The organism is Bacillus sp. AL-1R (genome assembly GCF_052180195.1).
Classification (GTDB): Bacteria; Bacillota; Bacilli; order Bacillales; family Bacillaceae_G; genus Gottfriedia.
Genome location: NZ_CP197469.1, coordinates 2,900,737 through 2,917,990 on the forward strand (window position 1 = coordinate 2,900,737; position 17,254 = coordinate 2,917,990).

General features: G+C 33.1%; 21 protein-coding genes. 7 read left to right on the forward strand and 14 right to left on the reverse strand.

The genetic code is table 11. The features are described from left to right. Positions 1 to 11: 11 nt before the first annotated feature. From spoIIIAB to ACSBO6_RS13895, 8 genes are all read right to left on the reverse strand, one after another. A complete protein-coding gene (gene spoIIIAB / locus ACSBO6_RS13860; protein WP_098844870.1) occupies positions 12 to 524 on the reverse strand; it encodes a stage III sporulation protein SpoIIIAB in 513 nt (170 codons plus the stop codon). Further along, complete coding sequence (gene spoIIIAA, locus ACSBO6_RS13865; protein WP_098844871.1) at positions 525 to 1,445, reverse strand: stage III sporulation protein AA; 921 nt, start codon at positions 1,443 to 1,445, stop codon at positions 525 to 527. It abuts the gene before it with no gap. A gap of 16 nt (positions 1,446 to 1,461) precedes the next feature. Beyond that, positions 1,462 to 1,743: a YqhV family protein gene (locus ACSBO6_RS13870; protein WP_098844872.1), complete on the reverse strand. Its 282-nt coding sequence runs from the start codon at positions 1,741 to 1,743 to the stop codon at positions 1,462 to 1,464. A gap of 203 nt (positions 1,744 to 1,946) precedes the next feature. After that, complete coding sequence (locus ACSBO6_RS13875; protein WP_098844873.1) at positions 1,947 to 2,435, reverse strand: DUF456 domain-containing protein; 489 nt, start codon at positions 2,433 to 2,435, stop codon at positions 1,947 to 1,949. An 82-nt stretch (positions 2,436 to 2,517) separates the two neighbouring features. After that, positions 2,518 to 3,081, reverse strand: coding sequence for an elongation factor P (gene efp / locus ACSBO6_RS13880; RefSeq protein WP_098844874.1), 564 nt, complete (start codon positions 3,079 to 3,081; stop codon positions 2,518 to 2,520). 150 nt (positions 3,082 to 3,231) lie between these two features. Then, positions 3,232 to 4,293, reverse strand: coding sequence for a M24 family metallopeptidase (locus ACSBO6_RS13885; RefSeq protein ID WP_498843513.1), 1,062 nt, complete (start codon positions 4,291 to 4,293; stop codon positions 3,232 to 3,234). Further along, on the reverse strand, positions 4,280 to 4,738 hold the full coding sequence (aroQ, locus tag ACSBO6_RS13890; RefSeq protein WP_098844876.1) for a type II 3-dehydroquinate dehydratase: 459 nt from the start codon (positions 4,736 to 4,738) through the stop codon (positions 4,280 to 4,282). The genes ACSBO6_RS13885 and aroQ overlap by 14 nt, the downstream gene beginning before the upstream one ends. An 89-nt stretch (positions 4,739 to 4,827) precedes the next feature. Further along, complete coding sequence (locus tag ACSBO6_RS13895) at positions 4,828 to 5,430, reverse strand: YqhR family membrane protein (RefSeq protein WP_498843514.1); 603 nt, start codon at positions 5,428 to 5,430, stop codon at positions 4,828 to 4,830. 208 nt (positions 5,431 to 5,638) lie between these two features. Between ACSBO6_RS13895 and ACSBO6_RS13900 the strand changes: the two genes are divergently transcribed. Together ACSBO6_RS13900 and ACSBO6_RS13905 are read left to right on the forward strand one after the other, a co-directional pair. Further along, a complete protein-coding gene (locus tag ACSBO6_RS13900) occupies positions 5,639 to 6,568 on the forward strand; it encodes a DUF1385 domain-containing protein (protein WP_098844878.1) in 930 nt (309 codons plus the stop codon). Between the two features lie 110 nt (positions 6,569 to 6,678). Next, positions 6,679 to 7,074, forward strand: coding sequence for an SA1362 family protein (locus ACSBO6_RS13905; protein WP_098844879.1), 396 nt, complete (start codon positions 6,679 to 6,681; stop codon positions 7,072 to 7,074). Between the two features lie 11 nt (positions 7,075 to 7,085). Here the strand turns inward: ACSBO6_RS13905 and mntR are convergent, their stop codons facing one another. From mntR to ACSBO6_RS13920, 3 genes are all read right to left on the reverse strand, one after another. Continuing rightward, positions 7,086 to 7,523, reverse strand: coding sequence for a transcriptional regulator MntR (gene mntR, locus ACSBO6_RS13910; RefSeq protein WP_098844880.1), 438 nt, complete (start codon positions 7,521 to 7,523; stop codon positions 7,086 to 7,088). A 183-nt stretch (positions 7,524 to 7,706) separates the two neighbouring features. After that, positions 7,707 to 8,732 (reverse strand): spore photoproduct lyase, encoded by a 1,026-nt coding sequence (splB, locus tag ACSBO6_RS13915; RefSeq protein WP_498843515.1) that lies wholly within the window; start codon positions 8,730 to 8,732, stop codon positions 7,707 to 7,709. 264 nt (positions 8,733 to 8,996) lie between these two features. Beyond that, entirely contained in the window at positions 8,997 to 9,830 is an 834-nt protein-coding gene (locus tag ACSBO6_RS13920) for a lipoate--protein ligase family protein (protein WP_498843516.1), read from the reverse strand. A gap of 176 nt (positions 9,831 to 10,006) precedes the next feature. On the opposite strand from ACSBO6_RS13920, the gene ACSBO6_RS13925 reads away from it, so the two are divergent. Then, a complete protein-coding gene (locus ACSBO6_RS13925) occupies positions 10,007 to 10,330 on the forward strand; it encodes a rhodanese-like domain-containing protein (protein ID WP_084006937.1) in 324 nt (107 codons plus the stop codon). A 93-nt stretch (positions 10,331 to 10,423) separates the two neighbouring features. Here ACSBO6_RS13925 and ACSBO6_RS13930 read toward each other — a convergent pair whose 3' ends face one another. From ACSBO6_RS13930 to ACSBO6_RS13940, 3 genes are all read right to left on the reverse strand, one after another. Further along, positions 10,424 to 11,059: a peptidylprolyl isomerase gene (locus ACSBO6_RS13930; RefSeq protein WP_098844883.1), complete on the reverse strand. Its 636-nt coding sequence runs from the start codon at positions 11,057 to 11,059 to the stop codon at positions 10,424 to 10,426. A 162-nt stretch (positions 11,060 to 11,221) separates the two neighbouring features. Continuing rightward, positions 11,222 to 13,453 carry an MMPL family transporter gene (locus ACSBO6_RS13935; RefSeq protein ID WP_498843517.1) on the reverse strand — a complete coding sequence of 744 codons (2,232 nt, stop codon included), beginning with the start codon at positions 13,451 to 13,453 and terminating at the stop codon, positions 11,222 to 11,224. Positions 13,454 to 13,677: 224 nt separating this feature from the next. Next, complete coding sequence (locus ACSBO6_RS13940; protein WP_286138255.1) at positions 13,678 to 14,103, reverse strand: divergent PAP2 family protein; 426 nt, start codon at positions 14,101 to 14,103, stop codon at positions 13,678 to 13,680. Positions 14,104 to 14,442: 339 nt separating this feature from the next. Between ACSBO6_RS13940 and ACSBO6_RS13945 the strand changes: the two genes are divergently transcribed. The 4 genes from ACSBO6_RS13945 to cysC all read left to right on the forward strand — a co-directional run bounded on the left by ACSBO6_RS13945 (position 14,443) and on the right by cysC (position 17,251). Then, positions 14,443 to 14,586 carry a YezD family protein gene (locus ACSBO6_RS13945; RefSeq protein ID WP_098844885.1) on the forward strand — a complete coding sequence of 48 codons (144 nt, stop codon included), beginning with the start codon at positions 14,443 to 14,445 and terminating at the stop codon, positions 14,584 to 14,586. Positions 14,587 to 14,709: 123 nt separating this feature from the next. Next, entirely contained in the window at positions 14,710 to 15,411 is a 702-nt protein-coding gene (locus ACSBO6_RS13950; RefSeq protein WP_098844886.1) for a phosphoadenylyl-sulfate reductase, read from the forward strand. A gap of 79 nt (positions 15,412 to 15,490) precedes the next feature. Further along, positions 15,491 to 16,642, forward strand: a complete 1,152-nt coding sequence (sat, locus tag ACSBO6_RS13955) for a sulfate adenylyltransferase (RefSeq protein WP_098844887.1) — start codon at positions 15,491 to 15,493, stop codon at positions 16,640 to 16,642. Positions 16,643 to 16,654: 12 nt separating this feature from the next. Continuing rightward, entirely contained in the window at positions 16,655 to 17,251 is a 597-nt protein-coding gene (gene cysC / locus ACSBO6_RS13960; RefSeq protein WP_498843518.1) for an adenylyl-sulfate kinase, read from the forward strand. Positions 17,252 to 17,254: the final 3 nt, after the last annotated feature.

The window sequence follows — 17,254 nt, forward strand, 5'->3', positions numbered from 1 at the left end:
TTAAACCCCTCCTACAAGAGTAATATAACGATTAATATTCCACTTAAAACGCCTAGCATTTTAGACATTCGTTCGTAACTACCTTGCGAATCGATTGCTTCCTGCTCTTCTCTTTCTAAATGTTTTAATGCTAAAATGATTTGTTTTTGTTGTGAATATTTATCATGCATACCAATCGTCTCACCGAACTGTAATAATACTTGTATATCTGACTCTTTAATCGAGACTGTTTTAGCATATTTCGTTAATGAATTTTCCCAGGCTTCTTTCGCTGAAAATGCACTCGTTTCAAGTTGCATTGCAAAATCATGTAAACAATTTTTAATCGGTCCTTTTAATTGACCAGAAATTCTTCTAAACGCTTCTTGCAGTGGTAATTGACTATACATTACCTCTGCTTCAAGTGATTGAAGAGCCAACTTCCAGCCCCTTAATTCTTTTGTCCGTTCTGATAATCTACTTGCAAAATAAAATCCAAGCCAACTTGTTGAAAAAATGATAAAAAGTGCGCCAATCCATCTCATTTAAAGCACCGCCCTCGAATGAAATAAACTAGTGCAATCCTTATTTTTAATATCTGTAACTGTACCAGGTGATGGATAATTTGAAATTTCAATAAATCGTTCAAATGTTCCATTTTGAAACAAAGGCAAAAGAGAGGGGCGTTTTCGTATTTCCTCTAATGAATAGCCATGAACCGTTACGATTAATTGAACACCTGCAAAGATTGCTTCTAAAATCGCATCTACATCTTCCTTTTTTCCAATTTCGTCCACAAGAATGACATGAGGACTCATTGACCTTACAAGCATCATCATTCCTTCAGCCTTTGGACACGCATCTAATACATCGATTCTTTCACCAAATGTATATTGAGGTACCCCTTTTACTGAACCTGCTATCTCAGAACGCTCGTCAACAATACCAACCTTTAAAGGTCTTATTCCCCTTATGGCATCACCTTGACTCACTACTCTAGCAAAATCCCTTAGTAATGTTGTTTTCCCTGCTTGTGGGGGGCCAATCAGCATTGTGTTTTTCCATCTTCTTTCATAAACATACTTTACAAATGGACTAGCTATTCCTACTTTTTCTTTTGCTATACGAAAATTATAAGAACTAATATCTCGAATCATTTTAACCATTCCATTTTCTGTTACTACGCGACCAGCTAACCCGACACGATGCCCGCCTTTTATTGTGATATAGCCTTTTTTCAATTCTTCTTCAATTGTATAAATTGAAAACTGACTTAACTTACCGAGAATTTGCCCGCCTTCTTCTTCTGTTAAGATATAAGGTATAAAATTTGACTGATTATTAGCGATCACTTCAACCGGACGCCCAACCCGTAATCTTAATTCCTCTACTTGATGGAGATCTCCATATGAACGTTGTAGCTTTTCTTTTATTAATGTAGGCAATACGTTGAAAACCTCTTCCATTAAAGGTCACATCCTATCATTTAAAAACTGCCAACAATATTAAAAACACACCACAAACTACTAAAACTAATCGAATAGGATCCAACTTTGATGCAACACCTATAATTCCTATGGCCATTGTAGAAATGAGGATAATAGGCCCGACAGTTGCTAAAACACTATTCACTGCTAAGGCTTTCTTAATATCGTTTAAATACAAAATTGTAAAAGCAGCAATCAATTCAATACTTCCACCAAAAACTCTGAGCATCCCCATACTTAAAACTGCCCGATCCATCGAATCAATCCAATCCTTCATAGCTACACACCTTTTTTCATTCTTTTTTATTACTAATATGCCAAACATGTCCATTTCAGAAGACAAACATTAATTAGAAGGTACAAAAAAAGAGAGAAGTCGTAAAACTTCTCTCTTTTCACTTGCTCAAGAATTAGTTACTCATAAAAGATTCATAAGTAACTAAAAAAGCTGAATCGATCGGTAAGATTCTAAAAACCAAATTAAAATATAATATAAACGAAAAAGATTATGACCATAATAACTTGCAATACCGCTTTTGCGAGTGAGCTACTAATAAAAGAGACAACTGTCGCCCATGCAGATTTTATCGACTCTTTCGTATTCTTCCCTTGCATTTTCTCTGCTATAAAGACAGAAATGAATGGAACAATAATTAAGCCAAAGGGAGGAAAAACGAATGAACCAACAATTACAGCTAAACACCCTACTCTTTCACCAGTTTTTGTACTACCATATTTTTTAAGAAAATATTTATTAGCCAGTATATCCGCTAGAAAGATAACAGCTGTAAAAATCAACATAATAATCCAAAATGACAAATTTAAATTACTTTTATTCATACCAAAGTAATAAATTAAAAAACCTACCCATAATACTGGTACCCCTGGAATAATCGGTTTGATTAGCGCAATAAATGCCAATGCAAAACAAATAATAATCAATGTCCAAAGAATAATGGATGTAATCATTTTATTACCTCCTTACTAAGTTAGATTTGTTAATGTAAAAAAGAGGCACTCTTTAAAAAAGTGCCTCCATTTTTTCATTTAATTAAGATTTAGCACGTGAAACGTAGCTAGCTTCAGTTGTGTTAATAATTAATACTTCACCTTCATTAATGAAGATTGGTACTTGTACTACTAAACCAGTTTCCATTGTAGCTGGTTTTGTAACGTTAGAAGCCGTATCACCTTTAATACCTGGTTCAGTTTCAACTACTTTTAGCTCAACTGTGTTTGGTAATTCAACACCTAAAATTTCACTTTCAAAAGTCATGATATAAACTTCCATATTTTCTTTAAGGAATTTTAATTCACGTTCAATATTTGCTTCTGGTAATTCAATTTGCTCATAAGACTCATTGTCCATGAAAACATGTTGGTTACCATTAGCATATAAATATTGCATTTTACGGTTTTGAATATGTGCTTTTGCTACTTTCTCACCAGCACGGAATGTTTTTTCTTGTACAGCACCTGTACGTAGGTTACGAAGTTTTGAACGTACGAATGCAGCACCTTTACCTGGTTTAACATGTTGGAAATCGATTACTTGCCAAAGTCCACCGTCAGTTTCAATTGTTAAACCTGTACGAAAATCGTTTACTGAAATCATTAAATATCCTCCTAAAAAATGAAATGGTTCTATAAGTATGTATTGTGTAAAAAAAGAACCATTTCTCTTACCATGAATTTCTTTTACAACTTTATATCATAAAGTAAAATACGCTTTTTGTGTAGTTTTAATTTCTAATCTAATGAAAACTTATAAAATGATTAGATTTTTTGGTGAAGACATTAAGTTTTCGTTACCACCAGTTTTAACGATTAAATCATCTTCTATACGAACTCCACCTAAATTTGGAATATAAATACCTGGTTCACACGTTACGATCATGTTTGGCTCTAATACCGTATCAGAACGGAATGATACGCCAGGTCCTTCATGTACTTCTAAACCAATACCGTGGCCAGTTCCGTGCCCATAATAATCTCCATAACCTTTTTCCGTAATATAGTCACGAGTTAATGCATCAGCTTCTTTACCTGTAATTCCTGCTTTAATACCGTTAACACCACGTAATTGAGCTTCAAGAACAATATCATAAATTTTCTTCAATTCAGGATGTGGTTCGCCTACAGAAACAGTTCTAGTCATATCTGATACATAACCTTTATAGTATGCACCAAAATCTAACGTTACAAAATCACCTGTTTCAATTACTTTATCTGATGCTACACCGTGAGGAAGAGCAGAACGAGTACCAGAAGCAACGATTGTATCAAATGATGATGAAGTAGCGCCTAATTTACGCATGAAAAATTCTAACTCGTTCGAAACTTCTAATTCAGTAACTCCTGGACGGATAAATCCTAAAATATGATTAAATGCAGATTCTGCAATTTTAGCAGCTTCCTTAATGATTGAAATCTCTGCATCCGTTTTAATTAAGCGCAATTTTTCGATTAATCCGCTTACAGGAACTAATTCCGCTTTTACTACTTTGCGGTAAGAACCAAATTCTGTAAACGTAACATGATCTTGTTCAAATCCAAGTTTTGATACGCCAAATTTCTCTGTTAAAGCTGCAACTTCAGCTGGAATTGAACCTTCATGTTTAACAATCTCAAAACCTTCACATTGGCTAGTAGCTTGTTCAATATAGCGGAAATCAGTAATGAATAAAGCTTTGTCTTGAGTAATTAAAGCAACACCAGCAGAACCTGTAAAATTCGTCATATAACGTCTGTTGTATGTACTAGTTACTAATAATGCATCTAATCCTTTTTCTACTAAAGCTTCACGTAACTTTTTAATTTTCTCCATTGTGTTTCTCTCCCTTACTAATCTTTTTTAACGCACTTAAACCTAATTCATATCCATACACACCTAAACCAACGATTTGCCCTTTTGTTACTGCAGCTAAAACTGAAGTATGTCGGAACTCTTCTCTCTTATGTATATTTGAAATGTGTACTTCAATAGTTGGTACGGTAATACTTGCAATTGCATCACGAATTGCATAGCTGTAATGAGTAAATGCGCCAGGATTAAACAGAATCCCATCATAGACATTATTTGCCGCATGCAGTTGATCAATTAACTCCCCCTCATGATTTGATTGGAAGCAATCAAGTGTATCCCCATTTTCAAGTGCAAGCGATGATAAATGATCCTCGATATCCTTTAATGTAGTTGAACCATAGATAGAAACTTCTCTTTGACCGAGCATATTTAAATTAGGTCCATTCAACAATAAAAACTTAGCCATTTTAAAAGTCTCCACCCATCATTTTTTGCATATTTATCCCAAATCAACATATCTTGGAATACCCAAGATATATTTTATCATAGGCCAGACTATTTTGAATAGCCACGCAAATATGCCTTTTGCTCTTGAAATGCAAAAGAAACAGAATATGCAATAAAAGTTCCGTATAAAATGAATAAACAGATTGTAGTAACTGTCGTATCAGATGAGTAATCTTTAATTGCTTTTAAATCAAATGCTATTCTACCAAGAAGAATAAAAACTATAACCCATAGGAGTAACCCGAAAAATATACCTGGAAGAACTCCTCTAAATTTTCTACCAATAAAATAGAATATAAACGCAATAATGATTGAAATAATTCCTATTGCAACTATAGAAATTAGGTTTTCAACATTACCATTTGCCCATTTTCCAAGGTTGATTCTTTCTAAAACAAAGTTTGGACCAATTTGAGTAAAGTCAAAATAACTAAGTACTAAAAAAACAGTAGACCAAAATATACCACCGAAAAAGCCAATACTAGCAATCTTATTAAAGTTCCGACTACCTTTTGAATCACCATCGCCACCTTGCACTAGGTATTCATTTTGAATCGAATCTTCGTTTTGATTGTTTTCATTGAGCATTTCCTGTTCTTGTTCTTGATTCTGACTTTGCTTTTTTTCTTGTTCTTTATCTTTGTCCGGCATATAACATTTCCCTTTCCATACATTGCTAAATATCTCTGTGTATTATGTCCAACAAAGAAATTTTTAATGTGAGTTCAAATTTTTGTTAGAAAATTAAAAATATTGTGATTATTACTTAGATTTCCCTACTTCTTACTTGCACCATTATTATGCTTACATTTACAATAGATAGTAATAGAGATAAAAAACAAGATTAGGTTGGTGCAACATGAGAGAGAAAAATAAAGCAGTTTATGGGGGTCAAGCAATCGTAGAGGGCGTAATGTTTGGTGGCAAAACACATACAGTCTCTGCTATTCGCAGATCAAACGAAGAAATTCAATATTATGAAGAACCGATACATATTAATCAGACAATGCAAAAATTAAAGAAAATTCCTTTTGTCCGTGGTGTAGTCGCGATTATACAAGCAAGTATTAATGGATCGAAGCATTTAAATTACTCAACTGAAAGATACGGGATTGATCCAAATGATGATGAGCAAATTGCAATTGAGCGTGAAAAACAAAAAGGTACCCTTGCAACTTATCTCGGACTTTCATTACTAGCTGTTTTATCATTTTTAGTTGGAAAAGTTATTTTTACACTTGTACCAGTTCTACTTGCAGCAACATTGAAACCAATATTTGAAACCGATTTTCAACAAGTCATAATCGAAAGTATGATAAAACTAGGTTTATTATTAATTTATATTTATTTAGTTTCATTGACTCCATTTATTAAAAGAGTGTTTATGTATCACGGTGCTGAGCATAAAGTAATTAATGCATATGAAAACAACATTCCTTTAACGGTTGAAGGAGTCCAATCACAATCTCGACTACATTATCGTTGTGGAAGTAGCTTTATCTTATTTACTGTAATTGTTGGTATGTTCATATACTTCTTAGTTCCAACAAGCCCACTTTGGCTAAGAATTGTCGATCGACTTTTATTAATTCCAGTCGTTATAGGTGTTTCGTTTGAAGTTCTACAATTAACAAATAAAGTTCGAAATATTCCTATATTAAGATGGGTAGGCTACCCTGGATTATGGCTTCAATTATTAACAACTAAAGAGCCATCTGATGATCAAGTTGAAGTTTCAATCGCTTCATTTAACCGACTTTTAGAAGTGGAAAAAAATAACAATAATTAATTGACAGAATTTTATAAAAAATATCAACTTATTGGATAAAATGTAATAAACTATAAGAAACAATATTTTTCTAATACATTATCTACTCTTCACCATAGGAGGTGCTTAAAGTGAATCAAAAAGTGTACACATCAATTTTTTATGGAATAATTGCATTAGCACTTTTTGGCTTAATTGCTCAGTTGATACATGATCCAGCAAAATTATTACAACGATTTTTATTTATTGGATTAATTCTTTTAATTATTTATTTTATTTATAGAGTTTTTTCATCATCAAACAGTCAAAGAAGCCATCAAGACTCCTATCGTAAGGCTGCAAAACAAACTATAAAAAAATATAACACTCAAAAATCTAGCCCGTTTAAAAAATCGATTAACAAATCAAAGCCCACTTCAAGAAAAAGTACCTCCACACCTTTGTTAAAAAAACGAACAAAGGATGCAAGTCACTTAACTGTAATTGAAGGTGAAAAGGGCAAAAAGAAAGACCGTGCTTCCTACTGAGCACGGTCTTTTTAATTATTTGTATTAGATTGAGCTTCATTCGACTTTTGAATTTCTTTTAATGCTTCGATTCGATTTTTATCTTCTTCAAAGAACTGCACTAGTTCTCCAATTCGATCAATCGCTTCCCAACTCATATGATGTTCCATTCCTTCAACATCTTGATAAATTAAGTTTTCATCCACACCAATAATTCTCAAGAATTGCTCAAGTAATACATGGCGATAGACAAGTCTTTTCCCCATCTTTTTACCTTTTTGCGTCAGAATTAGTCCTCTATATTTTTCATAAATTAAGTAATCGTCTTTATCTAGTTTTTGCACCATTTTGGTTACTGACGATGGGTGTACAGATAATGCTTCAGCAATATCAGATACACGAGCATACCCTTTATCTTCAATTAAAAGGTAAATTTGTTCAATATAATCTTCCATACTAGGTGTGGGCATGTTCTTCCTCCAATACACTCATTCATACTTTATTCCGTAACAATAAGCATCAAATAAAATGATACAACACATAAACCAAAAGTGCAATTAACATGAACTTTTTTAAATGAATCATAAATCCTTTAACTGTATATGAGTATGATGAAAATAATAAGAGTGTACCTATAAATTAGATACACTTCATTATGTAAAATATTGAATTTCTCCATTTGGAAAATACTTTTTTATATAACCTGAAATGATTTCTTCAATAGAAGTAGCCTCTTCTTTTTGATATACATATTTTCCAATTCCATATTTCCCCCATTTATATTTCCTTTTCTCTTCATCCATTTCAAGTTTAGTATTAGGATACCTCTCTAAAATCACCTTTTTGGCAGGCTTCGTAAAACGATGCTGTATAAGTTCAAATGTCATCTTCTCGTTTGCCAATTCACCTAGTGCATCCTTTAAACGAATAAAAAGCTCCTCATAACCCTCTTCCCAATCTTCATGCATATAGATAGGAGCAACAATAAAGCCAAAAGGATATCCTGCATTAGCAACTTTTTTCGCGGCTTCAATTCTCTCATCAAATGACCCAGTTCCGGGTTCAAAGTTTTTGATAACATACCTAGAATTTATACTGAATCTAAATGTAGTTTTCCCATTATGTTTTGCATCAAGTAAATGATCTACATGTGGAAATTTTGTTACAAATCGTAAACGACCGTATTCTGTTTCACCAATAAATTCAATCGTTTTCTTAAGTGAATGCGTTAAATAGTCAATACCAACTATATCAGAAGTACATGCGGCCTCAAACCTTGTAATTTCAGGCTCACGTTCCTTTATATACTTCATTGCTTGTGCAAAAATCTCTTCTAAATTTACATATACCCGAATATACGGCTTAGAACCAAGTGTTGTTTGTAAGTAGCAATAGTGACAATGTCCCATACAACCTGTAGCAAGAGGAATTGCGTATTCCGCTGAAGGTTTAGATGTTTCAAACTTTAAAGTCTTACGAAGCCCAACTACTAAAGTTGACTTCGCAATCCGGTATTTTTCCACATCATTTTCACCAGGTAAATTTCGAATTTGATTATGTGATGTCGTTTCTCTTATTTCTAAACCCATCTGTTCAAACTTTTCCTTCAATTCCTTACCTAACGGATACTCTAAAGCTTGAGGCTCGAAATAGACAAGTTTTGGTAAAAAAGGCTTCATCTAATCTACTCCTTCTCCACATTTTTTGATTAGTATTAACCTCGATCATAATTAAAACAGTGGAAATGGTAGGAAGATCTCTAATGATACACCTTTAGGACATCAAAACTTTTTGTTGTTGTCTACTGTAGACCGTTTGTTGTGGGTATTTTCTTTCACACGATCCTCTCTTTTCGCACCACTGAAATTTCTTTAATGAACATACTCCCCCACACTCAATACAAAAAAAATGAAAGCCAAAATGGCTTTCAATAAAAACGATAACTACTTACGTAAATTCCACTCTTCAGTACTATATTTAGCAGCAGCTAATTCCTGTACTTCCTTCTCTTGAGCCTCAGTTAGTTCATAAGGCACTAACTTGATGTCTAAACCAATTTCAAAGCCCTTTTCAAATGCTTCATACAAGTCAGCCATTGTTTTTGGAGTAGTACTTTCTGCATTAATCCATGTTGCACGATCTAAGAAACGTTTTTTCATTCTCTCTCTTACTGCATCAGAAGAGAAAATATATAAGTCATATAACATATCAACATCAATATTTAAAGGAATTGAACCATGCTGAAGAATTGAGCCTTTTTGTCTCGTTTGAGCACTTCCAGCAATTTTTTTATCATTTACAACAACTTCATACCATGATGGCGCATCAAAGCAAACGGCACTTGCTGGGTTTTTTAGCTGATTTTTTTCTTCAGCCGTTTTTGGTATAGAAAAAGAAGCATCTAGACCTAGTAGCTTGTACCCTTCTAAAATTCCCATTGAGATCACTCTGTATGCTTCCGTAACGGATACAGGCATATTAGGGTAGTTTTCTGGGACAATTACGCTATAAGTTAATTCATCGTGATGAAGTACGCTTCTACCACCAGTTTGGCGTCTTACGAAATCACCATTGTATTTTTTTAATGCTTCTAAACTTATTTCTTGGTTTTTTTGGAAATATCCGATTGTTACAGTTGGATTTTCCCATTCATAGAAACGCAGTGTTGGAAGAAAACCTTCTTCACTTTGCCACTTAATTAAGCATTCATCAAGAGCCATATTATAGCTACCTGATTTTACTCCACTATTAATAAAATTCCACTTTGTCTTTGCCATGTTGCAAATCTCCTCATTTTTCGATTAAATTTTTACTTTTTTAATGAAAGTTTCTTGCACAATCCTACTAGAGAATTATAATAAGATAAGTAGGTAATTGAAAGGTGTTGAAAAATTTGAGTCAGTTTTTACCAATAATTTTTGTCGTTCTAGGTATCATTGTATACTCTACCGTTATGTATTTCTACCAAAAACGTTTAATTAAAACGTTAACTGAGGAAGAATTTCGTGCTGGCTACCGTAAAGCTCAGCTAATTGACTTACGTGATCAAGAAGATTTTAAGAACGGCCATATATTAGGTGCTCGTAATATTCCGTTCGCACAATTAAAAACGCGTTCAAAAGAAATTCGTAAAGATCAGGCAGTCTATTTATATGATCAAATGGGCGTTCGTCCTGGACAAGCTGCACGTATTTTACGTAAACAAGGTGTAACAGAACTTTACCAACTTAAAGGCGGCTACAAACTTTGGTCTGGTAAAATAAAAAAAGGTTTATAATCCACATTTAAATGAAAAAACTACTTCATTTTCACGAAGTAGTTTTTTTAATTTTATGTATAAGTCATTAAAACAAAAGCTCAAGGGACGATTTTATTCTTTATGAGTTTTTGGTTTAGCGTATTTCTCGCCTTTTGTATCTACCTTTATGGACTCGATAATTACTGGTGTAACAGGTTTTTCCATTGAGTCCACTTCAACTGCGTCAATTTTCTTAACAATATCGATTCCTTCTGTCACTTTTCCAAATGATGCATATTGCCCATCAAGATCAGGTATATCGTTTGCCATTATGAAAAATTGGCTTCCTGCACTATTTGGATCACCAGTTCGCGCCATAGATAATACACCTGTTGTATGTTTTAAGTTATTTTTAAAGCCGTTTGATGTAAATTCTCCATCAATTGCATAGCCTGGACCGCCGCCACCAGTTCCCTCAGGGTCTCCACCTTGAATGACGAAGTCTCTAACAACACGATGGAATGTTAAGCCATTATAAAATCCTTTGTTTGCCAGTGAAATAAAATTATCTACTGTATTTGGTGCAATATTAGGATATAATTCAGCTTTAATAACACCATAATCCTTTACCTTTATTGTTGCGATTGGTAATTTCCCATGTTTTTTACCATTTGCAGATTTTTCATCATTGTTACCACATGCTGTTAATAAACTAATTGTTAATACAAGACAGCTTATTAACATTGCTCTAATCGTTCTTTTTAACATGATTCCTTCTCCCCCTCTTTCATTTTTTAGTTTACCAAATTTGACCATGTATTTTCTATAGTTTCGAAAAATTGGGAATTTTTACACAGACCATGTAAGATTACTAAAATTAAAAAACTGCTATTCAATTATAAAATGAATAGCAGTTTCCCTTTAATCGATTTATCCAACTCGTTTGGATGGTTGTTCGGTTTTATTTTTTGCAAATGGAAACCACCAATTCCATTTTCCAAATAACTGCATTAAGCTAGGAACTAAAACTAATCGAACGATTGTAGCATCCAAGAAAATGGCAATAGCAATACCGATTCCCATCTGTTTAACAGGTACCATATCCGTAAAAGCAAATGCTCCTGTAATAACAATCATAATAGATGCCGCTGATGTAATAATACGGCTCGTCGATACTAACCCTTCTCTTGTTGAATAAGTATTATCTCCCGATTCATAATATAGTTCTTGCATTCTCGACATTAGAAATACTTCATAGTCCATACTTAATCCGAAAACTAATCCAAAAACAAACACTGGCAAAATCAACATAATATCAGATTGAGGTAAACCAAAATTACCACCTTGGAATAACCAAGTAATGATTCCAAACGTTGCACTTAAAGATAATACATTCATCAAGATCGCTTTGATTGGAATGATAATGGACCTAAACGCAATCATTAATATGATAAAAGTACTAACCATAATCACTAGTAAGCCGTATACAATATTATCTGTAATTTCATCAAATAATTCTTGTTCAAATTTCACTTGACCACCGACAGTATAATTAAGTCCTTCAATTTTCCCATTATATTGATCTTCAAAATCTCTTACCCATTGCTTCCCTTTTTCTGATTTAGGATCAGAATTAAAGAATACTTGAATATAAGTTTTATTCTTTTTAATATAGGCATCAATTGCTGGCTCAATTTTTGATGCGTTAGGAGACTTTAAAGCAGGTAATAATTGATGGGCATTTAAATTAACTGCATTCAACACACTTTTAACTTCATATACATTTTTATCATTTTCAAGCTTCTTCTGTATCTTATCTAATGCGTTTACGTTTTTTTGTTTTAAAAAATCACTATCGGATTCTAATACAATCGAGACTGATCCATGTTTTTGTGCTTCCGGAAGAAAAGCTTTTTGATATTTTTCATAATTAATTCTCGACGGTGCATCCTTTGGTAATGCATCAATTGTAGGGATATTTAGATGTACATCCCTAATTGGAATGACGAAAAGACCTAAAATGATTAATGATGTTAGTGCCATAATGATTGGTCTTTTCATAACGAAATTTGCAAATTTTCTCCAAACTACTTGTTGTTGGTTTTGGCTTCGATTCGCAATCGATTTTAACGTACCTTTATTAATATTTTTTCCAAGAGCTGAAAGTACTGCTGGTAAAAGAGTTAATGATAAAAATAAACTAACTAATACAACAACAGCACCACTTATAGCGACACTTCTAAATAAATCAATATTGATGAAGTACAAAGCTGATAATCCAATAAATACACAAATACCAGAAAAAATAATCGCTCTACCTGCAGTTGCAAACGTTACACTAATTGCTTCTTTCACTGTTGAATGATTCTGTAATTCAGTTTTATAACGGCTGACGAATAATAAGGCAAAATCGATTGATAATGCTAATCCAATCATCGGTGCAACATTTAAGACAAAGATTGATAAATCGACATGCTTACCTATGAAGTATAAAATTCCAAATGTACTTAAAATACTAATTATCCCAATTATTATCGGGATAGCAGATGCAACTAAGCTTCCAAATGCAAAAAATAAGACGATAAACGCAATCGGTACACCTATCATTTCAGCTTTCTTCAAGTCTTCTTGGCTAGTTTTATTCATTACATCACTAATGATTGTAAAACCAGTTGTTCCTATCTTTACTGTATCATCTGAATAAGATTCTACTTTTTTAGCAAATTTATTGTTTAAATCAACTAACTTATCGTGATCTTTCTCATTAAATAAAAGGGATAAGTAAGCTATATTATCTTTTTTCATCCCTGGATTCATAAGAGGGTGATGAAATTGTTTTATATTCTTTTCCTTTTGAACTTCCTTCACAATCCGTTCAATATCAGATTGGAATTCGGCCGTAGAAGCACCCTTTTTTCGCTCAATTAAAATGATGAGTGAGTCTGGAGATTGCTCGAATTCCTTTTCAAGTACATTCTTTGCTTTTTCATATTCACCAGGTGTCCTAAAACCATCTCCATCTAAAATACTAGGTAAATGCTTCGAATAAATCCCTAAAACGATTGAAAATACAGCTAAAATTGCAATAACAAAATATCGGAATTGATAAATCGATCGCCCCACCTTTTTCCACGCACTATTTTCACTTACTGTACTTTTCATTTTTCCACTCCTTATATACATATCCTACCAATATCTTATCAAACTGATGTAAATTCGCCTATTGATTTATATTTTGAGTCAGAAAATTTATTAAATTAGACTAAATCCAAGTGGTAAACAATAAAGCAGCCAACTTGTCGCATTAACCTCGATGCCAATTTTTCTTTTCTTAATGTGTAAAAAAAAACGCTTATAATATAAATCAATTGATTTATATTATAGCGTTAAAATTTTGAAACGATGATTGCAATGATGATTCCGATTAATGCTCCAACAACAACCTCATATGAAGTATGACCGACAAGTTCATTTAATGCTTTATAATTTTTAATTCTTCCATGAAAAAAATCATTTAATAACTTTGCATGTTTACTTACTGCTAACCTTACACCTGAAGCATCATACATGATAATCGTAGCAAAAATAGCTGAAATTGCGAAAGTAACATCTCCAAATCCTTCTGTTAATCCAACACTTAACGCTAATCCAGTCACTGTTGAGGAATGTGAACTTGGCATACCACCAGAAGCAAAAAACTTAGCTATATCAAATTCTTTTTCTTTAAATAAATGGATAATGACTTTTAAAAACTGCGCAATAAACCACGCAATAACAGCTGAAATTAATGGTTCGTTATGAAGTATCGTCAAAGAGAACCTCCTTTTAGGTGTTACGAATTGTTATTCCATTATTATATTTCTTAACTATTTGTATATTCATTAATAGCTTATTAAGAACAAAATAATTTTTGTTAAATACTAAAATCCTAAACAGACTTTTTATAATTATAATTAGTTCAATTAATTATTTATCATAATCTTTTTTTACTTCTAATTACTAGTTAATATTTTACATAAATTTGGGAAAATTTCATCACATAATACAAAATTATGAAAATAAAAAAATTTTTCATAAATTATCATTTTTGAAATTGACAATCCATATAATTCTGATAGACTTAGTTGTAATTAAATTCTAGGAGGAAGGTCATGAGCCAAACCAACGACTTATCACCCATCATTGAAGTCGTGGAATCGTTACTAAATGGTTTAAGATTCGGAACAATCACATTAGTCGTTCAAGATGGGAGAATTATTCAAGTAGAAAAACAAGAAAAAATACGATTAAAGTAAATAAGGTTCCTGCTGACTAGAAAAACTAGAGGCAGCTCAAAGTCTACATATAAACATGTAGCTTTGAGCTGCCTTTTCTTTTTAGGATAACTTGGCTTCTTTAGTCAATTGGAGGAAAAGAAAATGAGATTTGAAAATTGGAACGAAAAGAGTATTCCTGACTTTTCGATTGAAAATGAAACAAAAGGTGCACTTGAAGTACTCGAGTGGGCTTACAAAACCTATGGTGATGAGCTAGTTTATGCTTGTAGCTTTGGAGTTGAGGGAATCTTATTAATTGATTTAATTTCAAAAGTGAAACCTGATGCAAAGGTTGTTTTCCTAGAGACCGGTCTACACTTCAAGGAAACATATGAATTAATAGACCGTGTGCAAGCTAAATATCCAAGCTTACAAATAGAAAAGAAAACACCAAGCCTGACTCTAGAAGAGCAAGCAAGTATGCATGGTGATGAGTTATGGAAGCGTGAGCCAAATAAGTGCTGTCATCTTCGCAAAATCTTACCTCTTCAAGAAGCGCTAAAAGGTGCAAATGCTTGGGTATCAGGCTTAAGAAGAGAACAATCTCCCACAAGGCAAAAAACAGAATTTCTTAATCTAGATCATAAGTTCAACCTAATAAAAGTTTGTCCCTTAATCCATTGGACTTGGAAAGAAGTTTGGCGATATGTATATTACAAAAACCTCCCATACAATCCTTTACACGATATAGGCTATCCAAGTATTGGGTGTGAGGTATGCACATTACCTGCATCAAATTCTTCAGATAGTCGTTCTGGTCGTTGGTCTGGGTCACAAAAAACTGAATGTGGATTACATGATTAGTTGTCTATATTAGATGCCCAAAAATAAAAATTTATTCTTACTAACTAGTAAAATATGAAAATTTAAGGAGTGTTTAGAAATGAGTTTACCACCGCATGGAGGAGTCTTAATTAATCGATTTAATCCAGAAATTACTATTAAAGAGGATTTGAAGGAAATTCCTTTAGATTTAATTGCATTAAGTGATCTTGAGTTAATTGGAAATGGAGCCTATAGTCCCCTTACTGGTTTTTTAGGAAAAGATGATTATGAGCAAGTCGTAAGTACTATGAGATTAAAAAACGGAACTGTATGGAGTATTCCAATTACACTTCCTGTTAGTGGACAAATAGCAAGTAATCTTAAACTAGGTGAACTAGTTAAACTAACTTGGGAAAATAATGTGTATGGTTTGTTAAAGATTGATGATATTTATACACCTAACAAGTTAATTGAAGCACAGTTTGTTTATGGTACAACTGACACAAACCACCCTGGCGTAGCAAAAATGTATTCCCGTGGTGATGTTTATTTAGGTGGCGAAGTAACGGTTATTAAACAAATTAACCGGACTAAATTCACTGAACATTATTTAAATCCAAAAGAAACGAGAGAAAAATTTGCATCATTAAATTGGAAGAAAATAGTTGGGTTTCAAACTCGTAATCCAGTACATCGTGCCCATGAATATATTCAGAAAACGGCACTTGAAATTGTGGATGGTTTGTTCTTAAATCCATTAGTTGGAGAGACAAAATCAGACGATATCCCTGCAGAAGTCCGAATGAAAAGCTATAAAGTATTACTCCAAAACTATTATCCTACTGATCGTGTATTTTTAGCTGTATTCCCTGCAGCAATGCGATATGCAGGACCAAGAGAAGCTGTATTTCATTCAATTGTTAGAAAAAATTACGGCTGCACCCATTTTATTGTTGGTCGTGATCATGCTGGAGTTGGCAATTACTACGGAACTTATGACGCACAAAGAATCTTCCAAAATTTTTCACAAGATGAATTAGGAATTTCTCTTTTATTCTTTGAAAATAGTTTCTATTGCTCAAAGTGCGAAAATATGGCATCTACTAAAACATGTCCGCACGATAGTGAGCATCACGTAACATTATCCGGTACAAAGGTTCGTGAAATGCTTAAAAAAGGTGAACTTCCACCTTCTGCCTTTAGTAGAAAAGAAGTAGTTGAGGTACTAATTGAAGGTTTAAAAGAACCTGAATCAATTTCTGTAGAATAGGAGAAAAGTTAAATGTCTAAAAATATCGTTTGGCATCAGGCTAGTATTTCAAAAGAAGACCGTCGCCAAAAAAACAATCACCACAGCTGTATTTTATGGTTTACTGGTTTATCTGCTTCAGGTAAATCAACGATTGCTAACGAGGTTGCAAAAGCTTTATACCATCTTAATGTTCAACAATACGTTTTAGATGGTGATAATATTCGTCACGGCTTAAACAAAGATCTAGGATTCACTGATTATGACAGAACTGAAAATATAAGACGAATTGGTGAAGTAGCGAAACTATTTGTTGATAACGGACAAATTGTCTTAACGGCTTTTATCTCTCCCTTTATTGCTGATCGAAATCTAGTTCGTTCATTAGTCGAACAAGGTGAGTTTATTGAAGTTTACGTAGAATGTTCCGTTGAAACTTGTGAGAGTAGAGACCCGAAAGGACTTTATAAAAAAGCAAAAAATGGTGAAATTCAAAACTTTACCGGTATCAGCTCTCCGTATGAGGCACCATTAAATCCAGAAATTACATTAAAAACTGATCTTCAATCTGTACAAGAATGTGTTGAAACGATACTTCAATTTTTAAAGAGTAAAAATTATATTGGGTAAGGT